Annotated in this window: 14 protein-coding genes; 5 read left to right on the forward strand and 9 right to left on the reverse strand. The window is 65.5% G+C overall.

Annotated elements, in window-relative coordinates; translation table 11 throughout:
• Nucleotides 1–59: 59 nt before the first annotated feature.
• Nucleotides 60–1,223 (forward strand): 1-acyl-sn-glycerol-3-phosphate acyltransferase, encoded by a 1,164-nt coding sequence (locus ACYRGX_RS19750; protein WP_473054127.1) that lies wholly within the window; start codon nt 60–62, stop codon nt 1,221–1,223.
• Nucleotides 1,224–1,298: 75 nt separating this feature from the next.
• Here the strand turns inward: ACYRGX_RS19750 and fpr are convergent, their stop codons facing one another.
• Nucleotides 1,299–2,078, reverse strand: a complete 780-nt coding sequence (gene fpr, locus ACYRGX_RS19755; RefSeq protein ID WP_473054128.1) for a ferredoxin-NADP reductase — start codon at nt 2,076–2,078, stop codon at nt 1,299–1,301.
• Nucleotides 2,079–2,192: 114 nt separating this feature from the next.
• Here fpr and ACYRGX_RS19760 point away from each other — a divergent pair, with 114 nt between their 5' ends.
• The gene (locus tag ACYRGX_RS19760) at nt 2,193–3,119 is read left to right on the forward strand and encodes a LysR family transcriptional regulator (RefSeq protein ID WP_473054129.1); all 927 of its coding nucleotides are present in this window, start codon (nt 2,193–2,195) and stop codon (nt 3,117–3,119) included.
• Between the two features lie 125 nt (nt 3,120–3,244).
• On the opposite strand, the gene erdR is transcribed toward ACYRGX_RS19760, so the two are convergent.
• A complete protein-coding gene (gene erdR, locus ACYRGX_RS19765) occupies nt 3,245–3,892 on the reverse strand; it encodes a response regulator transcription factor ErdR (protein ID WP_473054130.1) in 648 nt (215 codons plus the stop codon).
• Between the two features lie 121 nt (nt 3,893–4,013).
• On the opposite strand from erdR, the gene ACYRGX_RS19770 reads away from it, so the two are divergent.
• Nucleotides 4,014–4,907, forward strand: a complete 894-nt coding sequence (locus ACYRGX_RS19770) for a DMT family transporter (protein ID WP_473054131.1) — start codon at nt 4,014–4,016, stop codon at nt 4,905–4,907.
• A gap of 24 nt (nt 4,908–4,931) precedes the next feature.
• Here ACYRGX_RS19770 and ACYRGX_RS19775 read toward each other — a convergent pair whose 3' ends face one another.
• Together ACYRGX_RS19775 and ACYRGX_RS19780 are read right to left on the reverse strand one after the other, a co-directional pair.
• Nucleotides 4,932–5,666, reverse strand: coding sequence for a tRNA-uridine aminocarboxypropyltransferase (locus ACYRGX_RS19775; RefSeq protein WP_473054132.1), 735 nt, complete (start codon nt 5,664–5,666; stop codon nt 4,932–4,934).
• Nucleotides 5,667–5,797: 131 nt separating this feature from the next.
• Complete coding sequence (locus ACYRGX_RS19780) at nt 5,798–7,465, reverse strand: OmpP1/FadL family transporter (protein ID WP_473054133.1); 1,668 nt, start codon at nt 7,463–7,465, stop codon at nt 5,798–5,800.
• Between the two features lie 262 nt (nt 7,466–7,727).
• On the opposite strand from ACYRGX_RS19780, the gene ACYRGX_RS19785 reads away from it, so the two are divergent.
• Nucleotides 7,728–8,126, forward strand: coding sequence for a PA3611 family quorum-sensing-regulated virulence factor (locus ACYRGX_RS19785; protein ID WP_473054134.1), 399 nt, complete (start codon nt 7,728–7,730; stop codon nt 8,124–8,126).
• Between the two features lie 3 nt (nt 8,127–8,129).
• On the opposite strand, the gene ACYRGX_RS19790 is transcribed toward ACYRGX_RS19785, so the two are convergent.
• Nucleotides 8,130–10,556, reverse strand: a complete 2,427-nt coding sequence (locus ACYRGX_RS19790) for a phosphoketolase family protein (protein ID WP_473056736.1) — start codon at nt 10,554–10,556, stop codon at nt 8,130–8,132.
• A 170-nt stretch (nt 10,557–10,726) separates the two neighbouring features.
• On the opposite strand from ACYRGX_RS19790, the gene ACYRGX_RS19795 reads away from it, so the two are divergent.
• Nucleotides 10,727–11,764 carry an LOG family protein gene (locus ACYRGX_RS19795; protein ID WP_473054135.1) on the forward strand — a complete coding sequence of 346 codons (1,038 nt, stop codon included), beginning with the start codon at nt 10,727–10,729 and terminating at the stop codon, nt 11,762–11,764.
• 149 nt (nt 11,765–11,913) lie between these two features.
• Here ACYRGX_RS19795 and fdhE read toward each other — a convergent pair whose 3' ends face one another.
• The 4 genes from fdhE to fdnG form a co-directional block, all read right to left on the reverse strand.
• A complete protein-coding gene (gene fdhE, locus ACYRGX_RS19800) occupies nt 11,914–12,840 on the reverse strand; it encodes a formate dehydrogenase accessory protein FdhE (RefSeq protein ID WP_473054136.1) in 927 nt (308 codons plus the stop codon).
• Between the two features lie 153 nt (nt 12,841–12,993).
• Nucleotides 12,994–13,620 (reverse strand): formate dehydrogenase subunit gamma, encoded by a 627-nt coding sequence (locus ACYRGX_RS19805; protein WP_473054137.1) that lies wholly within the window; start codon nt 13,618–13,620, stop codon nt 12,994–12,996.
• Nucleotides 13,621–13,636: 16 nt separating this feature from the next.
• A complete protein-coding gene (fdxH, locus tag ACYRGX_RS19810) occupies nt 13,637–14,566 on the reverse strand; it encodes a formate dehydrogenase subunit beta (RefSeq protein WP_473054138.1) in 930 nt (309 codons plus the stop codon).
• On the reverse strand, nt 14,567–17,638 hold the full coding sequence (fdnG, locus tag ACYRGX_RS19815; RefSeq protein WP_473054139.1) for a formate dehydrogenase-N subunit alpha: 3,072 nt from the start codon (nt 17,636–17,638) through the stop codon (nt 14,567–14,569).
• Between the last annotated feature and the right edge of the window lie 160 nt (nt 17,639–17,798).

Raw genomic sequence — 17,798 nt, forward strand, 5'->3', positions numbered from 1 at the left:
CCGCCACAGCTTTCAACCCCACTGTCGTAGCCGCACCGCGGCCACCGCAAGAGATACCGATGGACGCTTTCGAAGCCATCCGACCTTATAACGATGCCGAAGTCCCCGCTGTCGTGGAACGTCTCTCCCGAGACCGCGAACTCCTCGACATCCTGTTGCGTTACCGCTTTCCCCGTCTGCAGGGGCCGCTGGGCTGGCTGCTGCGCCCCCTGGTGAGCCATCGCCTGCGCGCCGAGTTCGCCGGAATCGACTCCGTGCAGCGGCTGCAGGATCGCGTCGAGACCTACGTCGACCATGCCATCGAGCAAGCCACCGACGGCGTCAGCTACGGCGGCGTGAAGCGTCTCGAAAAAGGGGGGGCCTACCTGTTGCTGGCCAACCACCGGGACATCGTCATGGACCCGGCGTTCGTCAACTATGCGGTCTACCACGCCGGCCTGCCGACCCCGCGCATCGCCATTGGCGACAACCTGCTGCAGCGGCCCTTCGTCGGCGACCTGATGCGCCTGAACAAGAGTTTCATCGTGCACCGCTCGCTCAGCGGCCGCCGCGAGAAGCTCACCGCGTACCAGACGCTTTCCGCCTACATCAACCACTCGATCCGCAACGACCGCGAGTCGGTGTGGATCGCCCAGGCCGAGGGACGCGCCAAGGACGGTGACGACCGTACCGATTCGGCGATCCTCAAGATGTTCCACATGGCGCGCAAGGACGAGCCGTTCGACGAGGTGATCGCCAGCCTGCATCTGGTGCCGGTGTCGATCAGCTACGAGTACGACCCCTGCGACCAGGCCAAGGCCCGCGAGCTGTATACCCGCGCCACCACCGGTGGCTACACCAAGGCCCCCGGCGAGGATGACCAGAGCATCGCCCTGGGCATCACCGGCTACAAGGGTCGCGTACACATCGAGTTCAACGCCCCCATCGAGGAGCGTTACCCGGACGCCAAGCAACTGGCCCAGGCCATCGACCGACGTATCCTGCAGGGCTACCGGCTGTTCCCGGTGCATCACCTGGCCTACGCCATGTGGGACGGGCGCGACGAGGCGCTGCAGGTACCGGCCATCGAGACGTTGTTCGACGCCGAGGACATCGCCGGCGCGCGTCAACAGTGGCAGCAGCGCCTGGAGGCCTGCCCACCCGAACATCGTCCGTACCTGGTGCTGCAGTACGCCAACCCAGTGCGCAACCGCTACCGTAGTCAGGCCGGCCTGCCGCTGTAAGGGTCATTTCGCGGAGAACGAAAAAGCCCCGCCTCGGCTTGCTGCCGAAGCGGGGCTTTTTGCTGCGCGAGGCGCTTACTTCTCGACGAAGGCGCGCTCGATCAGGTAGTCGCCGGCGTCGCCCATGCGCGGGGAGATCTTCAGGCCGAAGCTGTCGAGCACCTGGCTGGTCTCGTCGAGCATGCTCGGGCTGCCACAGATCATCGCGCGGTCGTCCTGCGGATTGATCGGCGGCAGGCCGATGTCCTCGAACAGCTTGCCGCTGCGCATCAGGTCGGTCAGGCGGCCCTGGTTGTAGTAGGGCTCACGGGTGACGGTGGGGTAGTAGATGAGCTTTTCCTTCACCGCGTCGCCGAAGAACTCGTTCTGCGGCAGCGTCTGGGTGATGAACTCGTGGTAGGCCACTTCGCTGACGTAGCGTACGCCATGGATCAGCACGACCTTCTCGAAACGCTCGTAGGTCTCGGGGTCCTGGATCACGCTCATGAAGGGCGCAAGACCGGTGCCGGTGGAGAGCAGGTAGAGGTGCTTGCCAGGCAGCAGGTCGGAGAGGATCAGCGTGCCGGTGGGCTTGCGGCTGACCATGATCTCGTCGCCTTCCTTGAGATGCTGCAGGCGCGAGGTCAGCGGACCGTCCGGAACCTTGATGCTGAAGAACTCCAGGTGCTCTTCCCAGTTCGGGCTGGCAATGGAGTAGGCACGCATCAGCGGGCGGCCACCTTCGGTTTCCAGGCCGATCATGACGAACTGGCCGTTCTCGAAACGCAACCCCGGGTTGCGGGTGGTCTTGAAGCTGAACAGCGTATCGTTCCAGTGGTGAACACTGAGAACGCGCTCGACGTTCAGGTTGCTCATCGTTTTCCTCTCGAAGGTATGACTGCCGCCGGGGCGTGATTGCGCGCCATTCTAGTCGCGGCCACAATATTAGTTAAACGAATTATCAAGATATGACATATCGGTTATATAGATATGCGATTTACCCTCAGACAACTCGAAGTCTTCGTCGCCGTGGCCACCCACGGCAACGTCTCGCGCGCGGCGCAGTCGCTCAACCTGTCGCAATCCGCGGCCAGTACTGCGCTGGCGGAATTGGAGCGGCAGAGCGGCTGCGTGCTTTTCGACCGAGCCGGCAAGCGTCTTTCGCTCAATGCACTCGGCCGACAACTGCTTCCCCAAAGTGCCGCGCTGCTGGTGCAGGCCGGGGCCATCGAGGACCTGCTGCAGGGCCGTAGCGGCTTCGGCTCCCTGGAGGTCGGCGCCACGCTGACCGTCGGCAACTACCTGGCGACCTTGTTGATCGGCCAGTTCATGCAGCGTCATCCGGAGTGCCAGGTGCGCCTGCAGGTGAACAACACGGCCGCTATCGTGCAACGAATCGCCCGCTATGAACTTGATCTGGGTCTGATCGAAGGCGACTGCCAGCACCCCAATGTAGCGGTGCAACCCTGGGTGGAGGATGAACTGGCGGTGTTCTGCGCGCCCAGCCACCCACTCGCCCGCAAGGGGGAAGCGGACCTCGCGGCATTGGCGCGGGAGGCGTGGATTCTCCGTGAACAGGGCTCGGGCACCCGACAGACCTTCGACCAGGCGATGCGTCACCATGTCCGCCCGTTGAACATCCGCCTGGAACTGGAACACACCGAAGCGATCAAGCGCGCCGTGGAATCGGGGCTCGGGATCGGCTGCATCTCGCGCTTGGCGCTTCGCGATGCGTTGCGCCGCGGCAGCCTGGTGGAGATCCGCACGCCGGAGCTGGATCTGCGCCGGCAGTTCTATTTCATCTGGCACCGGCAGAAGTACCAGTCGCCGGCGGCGCGGGAGTTTCTCATCCATTGCCGGGCATTGACCGCCGGCGCCCGGCGTAGCGACGAGATCGAGCTGCCACCGGTGGCGTGAAGTGAGTCGATGGGTATCGCTGCGCTATACCTACGCGGCCCGACCCATCCTACGGCCCCGTAAGACGCGGTTGGGCCACGCAGAGCCGTAGGATGGGTTGAGCGTAGCGATACCCATCAGAGACCTCAGGAAGGAATCGATTCCATCTGCTGCAGCAGCAGCGCCGCCTGGGTGCGGGTGCGCACGCCGAGCTTGCGGAAGATGGCGGTGACGTGGGCCTTCACCGTGGCCTCGGACACACTCAGCTCATAGGCGATCTGCTTGTTCAGCAGGCCTTCGCAGACCATCGTCAGCACCCGGAACTGTTGCGGCGTCAGGCTCGCCAGGCCTTCGCCGGCGGCACGCGCCTCGGCGGGCAACGGCGGGGCGCTGGCGGTTTCGCCAGGCCACCAGTTTTCCCCTTCGAGCACCGCGCGTACGGCTTGCTGGATCACTTCCAGCGGGCTCGACTTGGGAATGAAGCCGCTGGCGCCGAAGTCCCGTGCCCGAGCCATCACGCTGGGCTCTTCCTGGGCCGAGATCATCACCACCGGAACCTGCGGATACTGCCCGCGCAACAGCACCAGGCCGGAGAAGCCGTAGGCGCCCGGCATGTTCAGGTCGAGCAGGACCAGATCCCAGTCGTTCTTCTCCGCCAGGCGGCTCTCCAGCTCAGCAATGCTGGCCGCCTCGAACAGGCGTACATCGCCGCCCAAGCCCAAGGTCAGCGCCTGTTGCAGAGCACTGCGAAACAACGGGTGATCGTCGGCGATGAGGATTTCGTATGCGGCCATCGAGATATTGTCCATTCTTCTTATGGGCCTTCCAGCGGCGCAAAGCATGCCCAGCGTCGTCAGGGTGGTCAAGCGCAGCGATATACGGCAAAGTCTGCGCCTTTTCGCCGCTGGAGTCTCCATGCACCGCTCTGCCTTGCGCGCCGACCTGCTGATGTTGCTGGTCGCGGCCATCTGGGGATCGACCTTCGTGGCCCAGACCCTGGGCATGGATCACGTCGGCCCCTTCCTCTATTCCGGCCTGCGCTTCGCCCTCGGCGCGCTGACCCTGCTGCCGCTGGTGTTGCTGCGTCGTCGTGCGAAGCCCGTGAGACTGGAGCGCCCCATCCTCCTCGGCGGCTGCGCGCTGGGCGTGGTGCTTTCGCTGGGCATCAACCTGCAGCAGGTCGGCCTGCTGTTCACCAGCGTCACCAATTCCGGCTTCATCACCGGTCTCTACGTGATCATCGTGCCGCTGCTGGGCATGCTGTTCGGCCAGCGCACTGGCGGCGGCACCTGGCTGGGTGCCTGGCTGGCGGTGATTGGCATGGCGCTGCTCAGTATCGGAGAGAACTTCCAGGTCGCCTCCGGCGACTGGTTGCAGCTGGCCGGCGCCTTCGCCTGGGGTGGCCACGTGCTGCTGGTGGGCCTGCTCGCCAGCCGTCACGACGCGCTGCTGCTATCGCTGCTGCAGTTCGCGGTCTGCTCGGTGATCAGCCTGATCCTGGCGCTGGCCTTCGAGCCCATCCAATGGTCCGCGATCCTGCAGGCCGCGCCCGCATTGCTTTACGGCGGCGTGTTCTCCGTCGGTTTCGCCTACACCCTGCAGGTCGTTGCGCAACGCGATGCCATCGCCTCCCACGCGGCGGTGATCTTTTCCCTGGAAGCCGTGTTCGCCGCACTGTTCGGCGCTCTGCTGCTGGGTGAGAGCCTGCATGCCCGCGGCTACCTGGGTTGCGCGCTGATGCTCGCCGGCATGCTGGTAGCGCAGCTCTGGCCGCGCCGACCGCCGCCGCTGGAAACCGCGCCGCACTGAGGTCACGACGCACGGGCTCCGGTGTCAGTCGCGAACCGCGTCATCGCCGCGGGTGGCGCGCAGACGCTGGTGCAGCTCATCCAGCAGATCCAGCGGAATGCGCCGTTTGGCACACAGGTAATGCTGGGTGAAGGCGTCCAGCCAGTCGTCTAGCAGCAACGACGCCTGGCTCTCGCCCGCCAGTTCCAGACACAGCGCCGCCACCTCGGCGGTGCACAGGTGGTCATCGCGCTTGGAGCGCCGCAGGCGATAGCGCGAGAGCTGCTCCGGACGCAGGCTGAGCACCGGCAGATGATCCAGGTAGGGACTCTTGCGGAACATCTTGCGCGCTTCGGTCCAGGTCGCATCGAGCAGCACGAACAGCGGCTCGCGACCGGGCTCGCAGTTCACCTGCTCGACCACCTGGCGCCCGGGCGCCGCATACTCGCCAGGGAAGACCAGAAACGGCTGCCGCGACGGCTCGGCGAGCAACGCCGGAAGCGCCGGATCGACGGCGGTCCGCGACCAGCCGAAGGCATGGCTGTCCTGCACCAGATCGGCGATCAGCCAACCGGTATTGGTCGGTTTGAGCGGTTCCACGTCGTGCATCAGCAGGCACATGCCGGCGCGGGTCTGCACCGTCGGCAACCAGGGGCACAGGCAGTGGCTTTCCGGTATCCGGCAACGCGGGCAGCGCACGGCGCGCGAGCCGCGTGCGACGAACGGTTTGAGGCTGCGCGCCAGGCGCGCTTCACGCAGATGGGCGACGGCGTGGGGCATGGCGCGCTCGCGGAAAAATGGGGCGCCACTCTAGCAGACCTCAGGGGTGTTGACGCTTCGCTCACGGCTGCGAACGAAACGTCAACCGCCCCTAGGGCCTGGTCCCGTTTCAACGGGACCAGGCCCTGATCTCAGAAGCGGTGGTTGAGCGACAGGCCCAGGAAATGGATGCGCGTCTGGTATTCGCCCTTGTAGGTGCCGCCGTTGCCGGTGCAGCGCACGCCGCTATCCACGTAAGGCCCGCCGCTGCCCGGCACCCAGCCAGCGGGCGAGCAGCTATCGCTGTACTCCATCTTCCCGGAGTCGAACTTGACGAAACTGTAGGCCAGGTCCACCGAGGTCTGCGGCGTCAGCTGATAGTTGGCGCCAAACGACAGCCAGTAGCGGTCGGCATCGGGAAACGCCGGGTGGCGCAGTGAGGTACTGGCGACCGGCGACTTGTCGTAAGCGACCCCGGTGCGCAACAGCAGATCCTTGCTGTAGCGGTAGTTCATGCCCAGGGAAAGCTTGTAGGTGTCCTTCCAGTCCTGGGCGACGTTGACGTCCCCCTCGTTGACATCGTTGAAGTACGGGTAGCCGTTCACTGGATCGATCTTGATGCGCACTTCGTCCAGCCGCGAGTGACCGGTGAAGGTGAGATCGGCCATCAGCGCAATGCGTTCGTTGAGTTGATGGAACGCGCTGAACGACAGGGACTCCGGCGTATCGATGGAAGTACTCGCATCCGCGTGGCGCGGGTGCAAGCGGTCGTACGCGAACTGTCCGGGGTTGACCCAGTTGTCCGGATCGAACAGCTGGTCGATGGCATCGCCATCGGGGAGCGGGCCGCTGCCCAGGTCGATGTCAGGACTCGGCACCGTGCCCTGCACGTCATCGAAGCTCCACTTGGTTTCGCCTTTCATGGTGTGCTTGATGTGCGAACGATAGGACACACCGAAGCGGGTGTTTTCGGTCGGTTCCCACATGTAGGCGATGTTCCAGCCGAATCCCCAGTCGTCCCCCTTCACCCGGAAATAGCCGTCGCCCTCGACGTTGTCGGCGAAGTTTTCCGCCACGCAGTCGACGAAGCCATCGCGGTCGGCGACCCCACCGCAATCGGTGATCTGCTCGGGCACCGGCACACCGTAGATCAACTCCACCAGCCCCGGAGCGGTGGCTGCCAGGCGCGTATTGTCGTAGTTCTGGTCGACGAACTGTCCGGCCAACTGCCGCGAGGCGCCCTTCACATCCGCCGCGCTGCGCTGGATCGACTTGATGTACTGCGCCGAGACGCCGAACGCGACGCTGTGGTGCTCGTTGATCTTCCAGGCGATGTTCGGGTTGATGTTGATCGTCTCGAGGTTCGCCGACTGGATGCCGTAACGCCCGGCCCAGTCGTTCTTGTAGTTCAGCTTGGCGCCGAAGGGCACGAAGATCCCCAGGCCGAAGGTCAACTGGTCGTTGATCTGGTGCGAGAGATACAGGCTCGGCGCCGCCGCGGCATCCGGCAGGAAGGAGCCGGCATCACCGGACACCGGGTTGCCGAAGACGTCCACGCTGCCCTGGTCGTGGTACTCGCCATCGGGGATGACCACGGTCAGACCGCTGCTCAACTGGGTGCCCGGCAAGCGTGTGAGGCCCGCAGGGTTGGAGAAGATGGTCGATGGATCGGCGGCTTCGATACCGTTGGCATGGGCGGTGCCTTGCGCGGAAACGGATTGCGAGCCGAAGTGGTAGCCGGACGCCTGTGCCAGTGAAACGGGCAGGCAGACGCCGAGCGCGAGCACGGCCAGGGGCCGGCGAGGGGGCATTGTTGTCATTGTTATCGCTCCAGGCGGTTCCTTGTGCGGCATGCGAGCCTCGCTTCGCGAGTTCCTCGCCGCCGACGGCCGGTACGACCGGTCCTGGAGATGAGACCATCTCTGCGCGCGTTATTTCCCCCAACTTTCGTGCTGGCGTGAGGCCACCCCACCGCTGCCGCCCGCCCGCACCGTGGTCTAAGGTAACAATTCTGGTTTAGCGAACGCGCTGCCCCAGACCCGGTCCAACAGCCACCCATCCAGACTTCCGGAGCCCATCTGCATGTCCCGTCGCATTCTGCTAGCCCTCTGCCTGAGCCTGCCCCTCGCCTCCCAGGCCGCCTCCTTGAAGGCTCACGAACTGGAGCAGAGGCTCACCGAGGTCGCGCGACAGAGCAGCATCGGCACGCCACGGGCGATCAACGAAGACATCCTCGACGAGGGTTACACCAGCGACGGCGCCGTGCTCACCAATCACCTGAGCGTGCGCCCGCAGCATGCCGCGCAGATGCGCGCGAACCCGGACCAGATGCGCCAGCAACTGGGCGCCAGCGTCTGTCACAACGCCGGCTATCGCCAGTTACTCGCGGCCGGGGCGCAACTGCGCTACGAATTCCGCGAGTACCAGACCAAGCGCCCGATCACCTCCGAGCGTTTCACTGCGGCCGACTGCGGGCTCTGAGGCTCAGGACTCGCTGCATAGCAGCGGTTCACGCAAGACCTGAGGATCGCCACGCCCGGCCACCGCAGCAGCTTCGGCGGGGGTCAGCAAGGCGGTCCGCGGAATCTCCAACAGCCGCGAACAGGCCGCCAGCACGTTGGCCCAGGTAGCGCGGTTGGCAAACTGCATCCCCGCTTCGTCGAAGGTGCCGCCACGGTTGCGATAGCCGAGCACCGAGCTCTGCCGGGCATCGGGCAGCAGCGGCCATAGGTGCCCACGCAGCACCTCGGGGCGCATATGGGTCAGCAGCACTCGCCGCTCGTGGCTGTCCGGGAACAGGTGCTGGCGCAATGCCTGGTCGGCCACTACCGCGACTTCCCAGTTGTCCCTCGGCGCACGGAAGCGACCGGGCTCCTGCAGGTAGACGAGCCGATACGGATAGCCCGCCTCACGCAAGCGCTGACCGGCGAGCAGCATTTCAGCGAGCTGATAGCTGCCGTTGGCGATCAGCAGCAGCGGGTCGTGCCCCGGGTGCTCCTCGACCACCAAGGCGCCCTCCTCGGCCAGCCGGCGTGCCTGCTCGGCGTCGAAGTGGCAGGGCCGCTCGCGCTTGGGCACCACTAGGCAGGCGATCTGCCCACGCGCGGAATAGATCGAAGGCAGCAGCGCCAGCAGGCTGTTGTGATCGGCGGGGAACAGCACCCGACTGACGTCGCTCATCTCGCCGAGCAGTGCCTCACAGAAGGTGGTGTCCTGGTGCGACTGCTGGTTCTTGCCGTTCTCCCAGGTGTGCGAGGTCGCCACCAGCGGCCAGCCGAGCCAGCCGGCGGGCCGACCCACCTCCTTCTGCTGGCGCGCGAAGATCAATGCCTGACGCACCGCGCCGAGCATCTTCGGACAGAAGGCTTCGTAGCTGGCGACCAGGTTGAGACCCGCCTGGTTACCCAGGCACGCGGAAACCACCGTCTCCTCGTTGAGCGCCGTGATGACCGCGCCCTGCTGCGATTCGCGTTCGCCCTCCGGCTCCAGCACCCGATGACGCAACGCGCCAAGCACGCCGCCCAGGTGATTGGAGGCCAGCTCGTCGGGGTTGCCGACCCGCGGACGCAATCCGGGGTTGGCCTTCACCAGTTCGACGAAGAAGCGATCCAGCGCGACCATCGGCGAGCACGCTTCCTCCTGATAGTCGAGCCTCGGCATCTGCGGAGCCGGCGGGCACCGCACGGCCAGGGGATTGTCCCGCTCAAGAGGCCGCCCCGCCTGGCTGGCGATGAACAGTTCGCGTGCCTCGGCAAGCACCTCGGGCGCCACGAACAGCGGCGCCACCTCGGCATTGAACAGCTCCCGCGCCGCGGCATCTTCATGGGGATTACCGGGCAGCGGCAGGTTGTGCGCCGCATTGCTGCCGGCGCCGTAGAAGCCGTAGCCCTTCTGCGTCTCGGCGATGCCATAGGGCATCGGCAAGGGGTAGTCGAGCAAGCCGCTGGCCTTCTCCCGACGGCGATGCTCCAGGCGCTGCTCCATCTCCCACAGGGCGCAGACGAACGCCGCCGGGTCGCGGCCATCGAAGCGCAACGGATCGAAACCGCAATGGCGCAAGTGCTGACAGAAGCCATCGAGCCCGGCCAGGGTTCCCAGCTCGGTGCGTTGCTCGATGCGCCGGCCGTTGGCGATCATCAGCGGCAGGGCGGTGCCGCAGTCCTCGTCGCGCCACCAGCGCGGCACCCAGTCGCTGCCACGCTGTTCCTCGGCGGCGCCGTCGGAAAGAAACGCCACCAGCGTCTCGCCGGGCAGCGGCAGGTGCGCGTACTGCAGCTCGGCGAAGCCCAGGTAGCCACCTTCGGCCAGACCGCCCGCGGTGTGCGGGTTGACGTGACTACCCAGCGGCACACCGGGACGCCCGTCCGGCGCCTGGGCGTAGCTGTAGAAATCGGAGACCAGGCGGTTCATCCCGGCCTCGTCGAAGGTGTAGCGCTCGGCCTGCTCCGGATGCTGGTTGCCCACCAGCAGGTTGAGCGCCTCGATGGCCGCCACGCAATGTCCCTGGCCCATCAACCAGCCGCGGGTACGCCCGGTCAGGGCATTGAGTCCAAGGTAGCCGGCATAGCCCGGCACCATGTTCAACGCACCACCGGTATGGCCCTCGGGATGCGCCTTGAAGTCGTCGGCGGCGAGTGGGGCGCCATCGCTGGCAAGGCGCCTGGCGTAGGTCATGTGAACCACCAGGCGCAGCGCCGCGACGCTCAGGCGGTCGAGGGCGGCGAACAGCCGGTAGACGTTCGCCAGGTCCGGCTGCAGGCCGGCCTGGACCAGTTGCTGAGCCATGCGGTAGACCGCGGCGCTGGTCTGCTCGCCATGCCGCACGGGACCGAGTCCTGCGCGCCAGTGCGCGAACTCGGGTTCGCGGCGGGCGTGTTCGGCGAGTTCGTCCTGGCTCGGCAGGGTCTGCATATTCATCAGGGAGGGCTCCTCGGCAGGGTGCGACAATTCTAGTCGGCGCCCCTTTCGATGGCCTGATATGCATCAAGTCGCACGGGCAGCGCCGTACAGCACCGACGCGCAAAATGCCTGCGCGACAGCGATCGCGGTAGCATGAACCTCCCACCGCACAGGAGCAAACGATGCCTTACGACGCGCAGCCGGACCCCGCAGCCTCGGAACTCGAAGACCTGGAGACACTGGCGACACGCATGCTGCCGGCGCACAGTCCGAACCGGGAGCTCTATCGCGAGATGCTGACGACGTTGCTGCGCCTGGCCCGCGCCGACCGCAGTCGCTGGGAAGCGAAGATCGTGCTGCAGACGCTACGCGAGATGGGGAACGCCTTCGCGCGCCTGCAGCGCTTCGCCGGACGGCACAAGGTGACGGTGTTCGGCTCGGCGCGTACGCCGGTGGAAGACCCGCTCTACGAAATGGCGCGGCAGCTCGGCGAATGCCTGGCCGACAACGACCTGATGGTGATCACCGGCGCCGGTGGCGGCATCATGTCGGCGGCGCACCTGGGGGCCGGCCGCGAGCACAGCCTGGGTTTCAATATCACCCTGCCCTTCGAGCAGCACGCCAACGCCACGGTCGACGGCAGTGATCACCTGTTGTCGTTCCACTTCTTCTTCGTGCGCAAGCTGTTCTTCGTCAAGGAGGCTGCCGCCCTGGTGCTCTTCCCCGGCGGCTTCGGCACCCTCGACGAAACCCTCGAAGTCCTGACATTGATCCAGACCGGCAAGAGTCCGCTGGTGCCGGTGGTACTGATCGACGCGCCCGGCGGCACCTACTGGAGCGATCTACTGGGGTTCCTCGAACGTCAGCTACGCGACAATCGCTATATCCTGCCCGCTGATCTACGCCTGATGCGCCAGGTCACCAGCCCGCAGGCGGCGCTGGCGGAAATCACCGGCTTCTACGCCAACTACCACTCCAGTCGCTGGCAGCAGGGGCGCTTTGTGATCCGCTTGCGCCACCGCCTCAACGAAACGGCGCTGGCCACGCTCCACCGCGAGTTCGCCAGCCTGTGCCTGAGGGGTGGCTTCGAACAGCACCCTAGCGAGGAAAGCGGCGAGCTTTCAGGCCTGACGCACCTGGCGTTCGCCTTCAACGGCCGTGACCAGGGCCGCCTGCGCGAACTACTGGATGTGGTCAACGCGTCACACCACTGGGCTTAATCCCCTCTCCCCCAGCCCCTCTCCCGCGAGGAGAGAGGGGAGCCAAGCAGACGTGTTCGGGTACGGCGCCGGACAAGCCCCTAGCCCCTCGCGGGAGAGAGGTTGGGGAGAGGGGGCCAGCCGGGCCTCCTCTGGCCGGGCTGAATAACCTATCCGCCCGGCGCCAACAGCAGGTTCGGCGCGTTGCGAGCGAAGCCTTCGGCGTCCATGCTCATGTCCAGCACCAGGCTGGCGAGGTCCGCCGAGAGCGCTTCGGCATCGGGGTCCGACTCCAGGTACACGAGCTTCAGATAGGACTCGCAGGCCGGGCAGGCCTCTGCGCGGATCGGCGCCTTCTCCGCGGTATAGGCGTCGTTTTCCAGGCTGTGATACGTGAGGTCCTTGCTGTTCTCGCAGTACACGCATTTCACCCGCACCGCATGCCACTCGCAGGCACACAACGAGCAGACCAGATAGCGCAGGCCGTTATACTTGCCGCGATGGCGCACCACCCCGGCCATCGCCGGCGAACCGCAGCACGGGCAGCGGCTACCGCTGCCGATGTCTTCCAGCGCGCCTTCCGGCAACTGCAGCAGCCAATGGCTCCAGGCCAACTGCAGGCCGGCGCCGAGGAACGGCACCAGCGCCGCCGGCACGCCATCGTACTGCCCGGAAAGCAACAGTACGGCCCACGCCCGACGCTGACCGGCATCCGCCGCGCGCAGCGCACGCAACGCGTCCCCCACGGCGGGATTGGCGGGCTCGGGAAAGGCCGCGAGCAAAGCATCGAGCATCGTTTGCCAGGCGTCCTCGCGCACCAGAGTGTCGGCAGCCAGGGGTGGCATACGATGCGTCTTGCTCTGCTCGAGACGTTTGCCATCGATGGCCGGCAACGGCGGCGGTGCATCGAGGACCTGCTGCTGGGTACGGCAAAGACTGGCGACCAGCCGCAGGTAGTCCCCCAACGGGTGATCTTCGGCGAGGCTTTCCAGGCGCTCGGCGCGGAGCGCGAATAGGCGCCCTGGCGGCATGTGGATATAAGGCAGGCTGGTCGCCGAGGTGGCGATCTGCTCGGGTTCCAGGTATTTGACGGCCATTCGGCCCTCCTCGAGCGGGCATGCGGATGCCCCGACGAGCGCAGTCGCCGTAACGCGAATGCGCAAAAAAGAACGCCCGCGCAGGATAGCCCAGACGGGCTTCTTCCGGCGCGAGCGGTGTACTCGCCCGTGAGGGCGAGTGAGCGGCACTAGCTACTTGTCGTCGCGCGAAGCGACGTCACGGTACCAGAGCGCGTGATGCTTCTTCGCCCAGGCCCGGCTGACCCAGCCGGACATCATGGCGGTGAACGAGCCCTTGATCCAGATCGCCGCGTAGATGTGCACGATGATCGAGATGACCAGCACGAAGGCCGCCGCCGCATGGGCCAGCGCCGCGAGGCGGATCACATCGATGCCGAACAGGTGGCTGAAGTAGGCACGCCAGATCACCACGCCGGACAACAGCAGCACCAGCATGGTCGCCAGCAGCACCCAGAACAGCAACTTCTGCCCCGGGTTGTACTTGCCGATCGGCGGAACACCCTCTTCCTCGTTGCGCATGACCTTGCCAACGTTGCGCATCCAGGCGCCATCGTTGCCGCGGAACAGGTTGGCACGCCAGAAGCGCACCACCAGCGCGGCGAAGAACACGAACATCGCCAACCCCAGGAACGGGTGCAGGATGCGCGTCCAAGGGCCGCCGCCGAACAGGTTGCTCAGCCAGAACAGCGCGGGATGGAACAGCGCCAGCCCGGAGAGCCCGGCAAGGATGAAGAGGATCGCGGTCAACCAGTGGTTGCTGCGCTCATTGGCGTTGTAACGCTGGATTTCTTTTTTCATCTCGGCCTCCAACGCCTCAGGGCTGCTTCGGATCGAAGGTGTGCACCGACGGATCCTGCTGGTGAACCACCGGCTCGACCGCCTCGGGCGCTTCCTCGTCCTCCTCCACCCGTTGCGGGCCGACCCGCACGTAGTGGAAGAAGCCGGCGAGCACCGCGGCGCCCATGGCGAGCAGCGCGAACGGCTTGGTCACGCCCTTCCACAAGCTGACCATCGGACTCACCGCCGGCGCATCAGGCAGGTTGGCGTAGAGCGACGGCTGGTCGTTGTGATGCAGCACGTACATCACATGCGTGCCGCCCACACCGGCCGGGTCGTAGAGACCGGCATTCTCGAACCCACGCGACTTGAGGTCGACGATGCGCTCGGCGGCGTGCTGCTGCATGTCCTCCTTGGTACCGAAGACGATGGCGCCGGTCGGGCAAGTCTTCACGCAGGCCGGCTCCAGCCCCACGCTGACGCGGTCGGAACACAGGGTGCACTTGTACGCCTTGTGGTCCTTCTGCGAGATGCGCGGGATGTCGAACGGACAGCCGGTGATGCAGTAGCCGCAGCCGATGCAGTGGTCCTGGTTGAAATCGACGATGCCGTTGGCGTGCTTGATGATCGCCCCCGGGCTCGGGCAAGCCTTGAGGCAGCCCGGCTCGGCGCAATGCATGCAGCCGTCCTTGCGGATCAGCCACTCCAGGTCCCCGGCGGCGTTCTCGTGCTCGGTGAAACGCATCAGCGTCCAGGAGTCGGCCGTCAGGTCCATGGGGTTTTCGTACACGCCATGGTTGTGACCCACCTCGTCACGCAGCTCGTTCCACTCCGAGCAGGCGACCTGGCAGGCCTTGCAACCGATGCACTTGGACACGTCGATCAGCTTGGCCACCTCGTCGACCTGGCGGATCGACGGCGGCGGCGTGGTCGTTGCGGAGCGGGCGATGATGTCTTGACTGGCCATTTACACCTTCTCCAGCTTGACCAGGAACGACTTCGACTCGGGCGTTTGCGTGTTGCCATCGCCGAGGAAGGGCACCAGGGTGTTGGTCAGGTAGCCATGCCGCGCCACGCCGGTGAATCCCCAGTGCAGCGGGATGCCCACGTGATGCACGGTCTGGCCGTTCACCTGCAGCGGACGGATACGCTTGGTCACTACCGCGACGGCTTCGATGTAGCCGCGCTTGGAGCTCACGCGCACCCGGTCGCCGGCCTTGATGCCCTTCTCGCTGGCCAGGGCCTCGCCAATCTCGACGAATTGCTCGGGCTGGACGATGGCGTTCAGGCGACAGTGCTTGGTCCAGAAGTGGAAGTGCTCGGTCAGACGGTAAGTGGTCGCCGCGTACGGGAACTCGTCGGCCTTGCCCAGCGTCGGCCACACCGACTCGAACACGCGCCCGGCCGGGTTGCTGGTGGCCTTCTTGTTGTTCGGGTGCAGCGGGTTGACGCCGATCGGCGTTTCGAACGGCTCGTAGTGCTCGGGGAATGGACCCTCGGCCATCTTGTCGACGGCGAAGAAACGCGCCACGCCCTCGGGGTTCATGATGAACGGATTCATCCCCGCTTCCGGTGGCACGGTGGCGCCGTAGTCGGGCACATCGGTACCGACCCAGGCACTGCCGTTCCACCATACCGCGCGCTTCTCCATCGACCACGGCTGGCCCTGCGGGTCCGCCGAGGCGCGGTTGTAGAGGATGCGCCGGTTCATCGGCCAGGCCCAGGCCCAGCCCAGGTGCTGCTTCATGTGGTACGGGTCGCTGTTGTCGCGCCGCGCCATCAGGTTGCCCTGCTCGGTCCAGCTACCGCAGAAGATCCAGCAGCCCGAGGCGGTGCTGCCGTCGTCCTTGAGCTGGGCGAAGCCGGAGAGCTGCTGGCCCTTGCGCATCGCCGTCCCGGCACCGTCGGTGAAGTCGCTCACCGCATAACCGTTGTACTCCTTGGCGAGTTCCTCGGAGGACGGCTCGTGGGGCACCTTGTAGGGCCAGTTGAGGTTGACGATCGGATCGGGGAAGGCCCCGCCCTCCTCGCGGTAGGCCTGGCGCAGACGCAGGTACAGCTCGGAGATGATCGACACGTCCGGACGCGCTTCGCCGGGGGCATCGGCCGCCTTCCAGTGCCACTGCAGCCAGCGCGCGCTGTTCACCAGCGAGCCGTCTTCCTCGGCGAAGCAGGTGGTCGGCAGGTTGAACACCTCGGTCTGGATGCTCGCGGTATCGACGTCGTTGAAGGCCCCGGCGTTCTTCCAGAAGTTCGCCGTTTCGGTCTCCAGCGGGTCCATCACCACCAGCCACTTGAGCTTGGCCAGTGCCTTGACCACGCGGTTCTTGTCCGGCAGCGAGGCGATCGGGTTGAAGCCCTGGCAGAAATAGCCGTGGACTTCGCCGCGTCCCATCATGTCGAACATGCGCAGCACGTCGTAGCCGGCGCCGCCGAAGTCGAGCTTGGGCAGGTACTCGTAGCACCAGTCGTTGTCGACCGTGGCGTTGCCGCCGTACCAGGCCTTCATCAGGCTGACGTGGAACTTGCGGTAGTTCTGCCAGTAGGACATCTGCCCCGGGCGCAGCGGCGACAACGCACGCTTGCCGATGTAGGCATCGAAGTCCTGCTCGGCATCCCCCGGCAGGCTCATGTAGCCCGGCAGCAGGTTGGACAGCAGGCCGAGGTCGGTCAGACCCTGGATGTTGGAGTGGCCGCGCAGGGCGTTGACGCCGCCGCCGGGCATGCCGATGTTGCCGAGCAGCAACTGCACCATGGCCGCGGAACGGATGATCTGCGCACCGATGGAATGCTGCGTCCAGCCCAACGCGTAGAGGATCGTCATGGTCTTGCCCGGGACCGAGCAAGTGGCGATCTCTTCCCAGATCTTCAGCATCCGGTCTTGCGGCATGCCGCAGGTCTGGCTGGCGATTTCCGGGGTGTAGCGGCTGTAGTGCTGCTTGAGCAACTGGAACACGCAACGCGGATGGCTCAAGGTCTTGTCGACCTTGGCATAGCCGTTCTCATCCAGCTCGTAGCCCCAACCGCTCTTGTCCGAGTAGGTGCGCTTCTCGGCGTCGTAGCCGCTGAAGATACCGTCCTCGAAGCCGTAGCCCTCCTTCACGATGAAGGACACGTCGGTGTAGTTGCGCACGTACTCGTGCTGGTACTTCTCGTTGCTGATCAGGTAATTGATCAGGCCGCCCATGAAGGCGATGTCGGTACCGGTACGGATCGGCGCGTAGTAGTCCGCCACCGAGGCGGTACGCGTGAAACGTGGGTCGACCACGATCAGCCGGGCCTTGTTGTGAGCCTTGGCTTCGGTCACCCATTTGAATCCGCAGGGGTGGGCTTCGGCTGCGTTGCCGCCCATCACCAGGACCAGGTTCGCGTTGGCGATGTCAGACCAGGTATTGGTCATGGCGCCACGGCCAAACGTCGGGGCAAGACTTGCCACCGTCGGGCCGTGTCAGACACGCGCTTGGTTATCGAACCCCAGCATTCCCAGGTTGCGGATGACTTTCTGCGTCAGGTAGCCGGCCTCGTTGGAGGAGGCGGAAGCGGCGAGAAAGCCTACCGAGGTCCAGCGGTTGACCGTCTGGCCCTGTGCATTCTGTGCGATGAAGTTGGCGTCGCGGTCTTCCTTCATCAGGCGCGCGATGCGGTCGAGCGCGTCGTCCCAGCTCATGCGCACCCACTCGTTGGAGCCGGGCTTGCGCACATGGGGGTATTTCAGGCGGCTCGGGCTGTGCACGAAGTCGAGCAGGCCGGCGCCTTTCGGGCAGAGGGTGCCGCGGTTGACCGGATGGTCGGCGTCACCTTCGATGTGGATGATGTTCTGGGCAACGTTCTTGCCCTCGTCACCCATGCTGTAGAGGATCAGACCGCAACCGACCGAGCAGTATGGGCAGGTGTTGCGGGTTTCCTTGGTGTGCGTCAGCTTGAAATGACGCACCTCATCGGCAAAGGCAGGCGTCGGCGCCATGCCCAGTGCCGCGAGGCTCGATCCCCCAAGGCCGACGGCGGCGACCTTGAAGAACTGTCTGCGGTTCATGTCCATCAGAGGACTCCTGATCAGGTGGCGGACCCCCGATGCTTCGCCAGGGATCTCGTGAATCTCGAGCCGTCCGCAGCACACGCGAACGGTTCTTTGAGCTCACAAAAGATGCGGTTTAGCCGCAGCTCGCGCGAGTCTACCAAAGTCTAGCCGGAATGCGGCA

This window comes from Pseudomonas sp. R4-15, assembly GCF_055768815.1.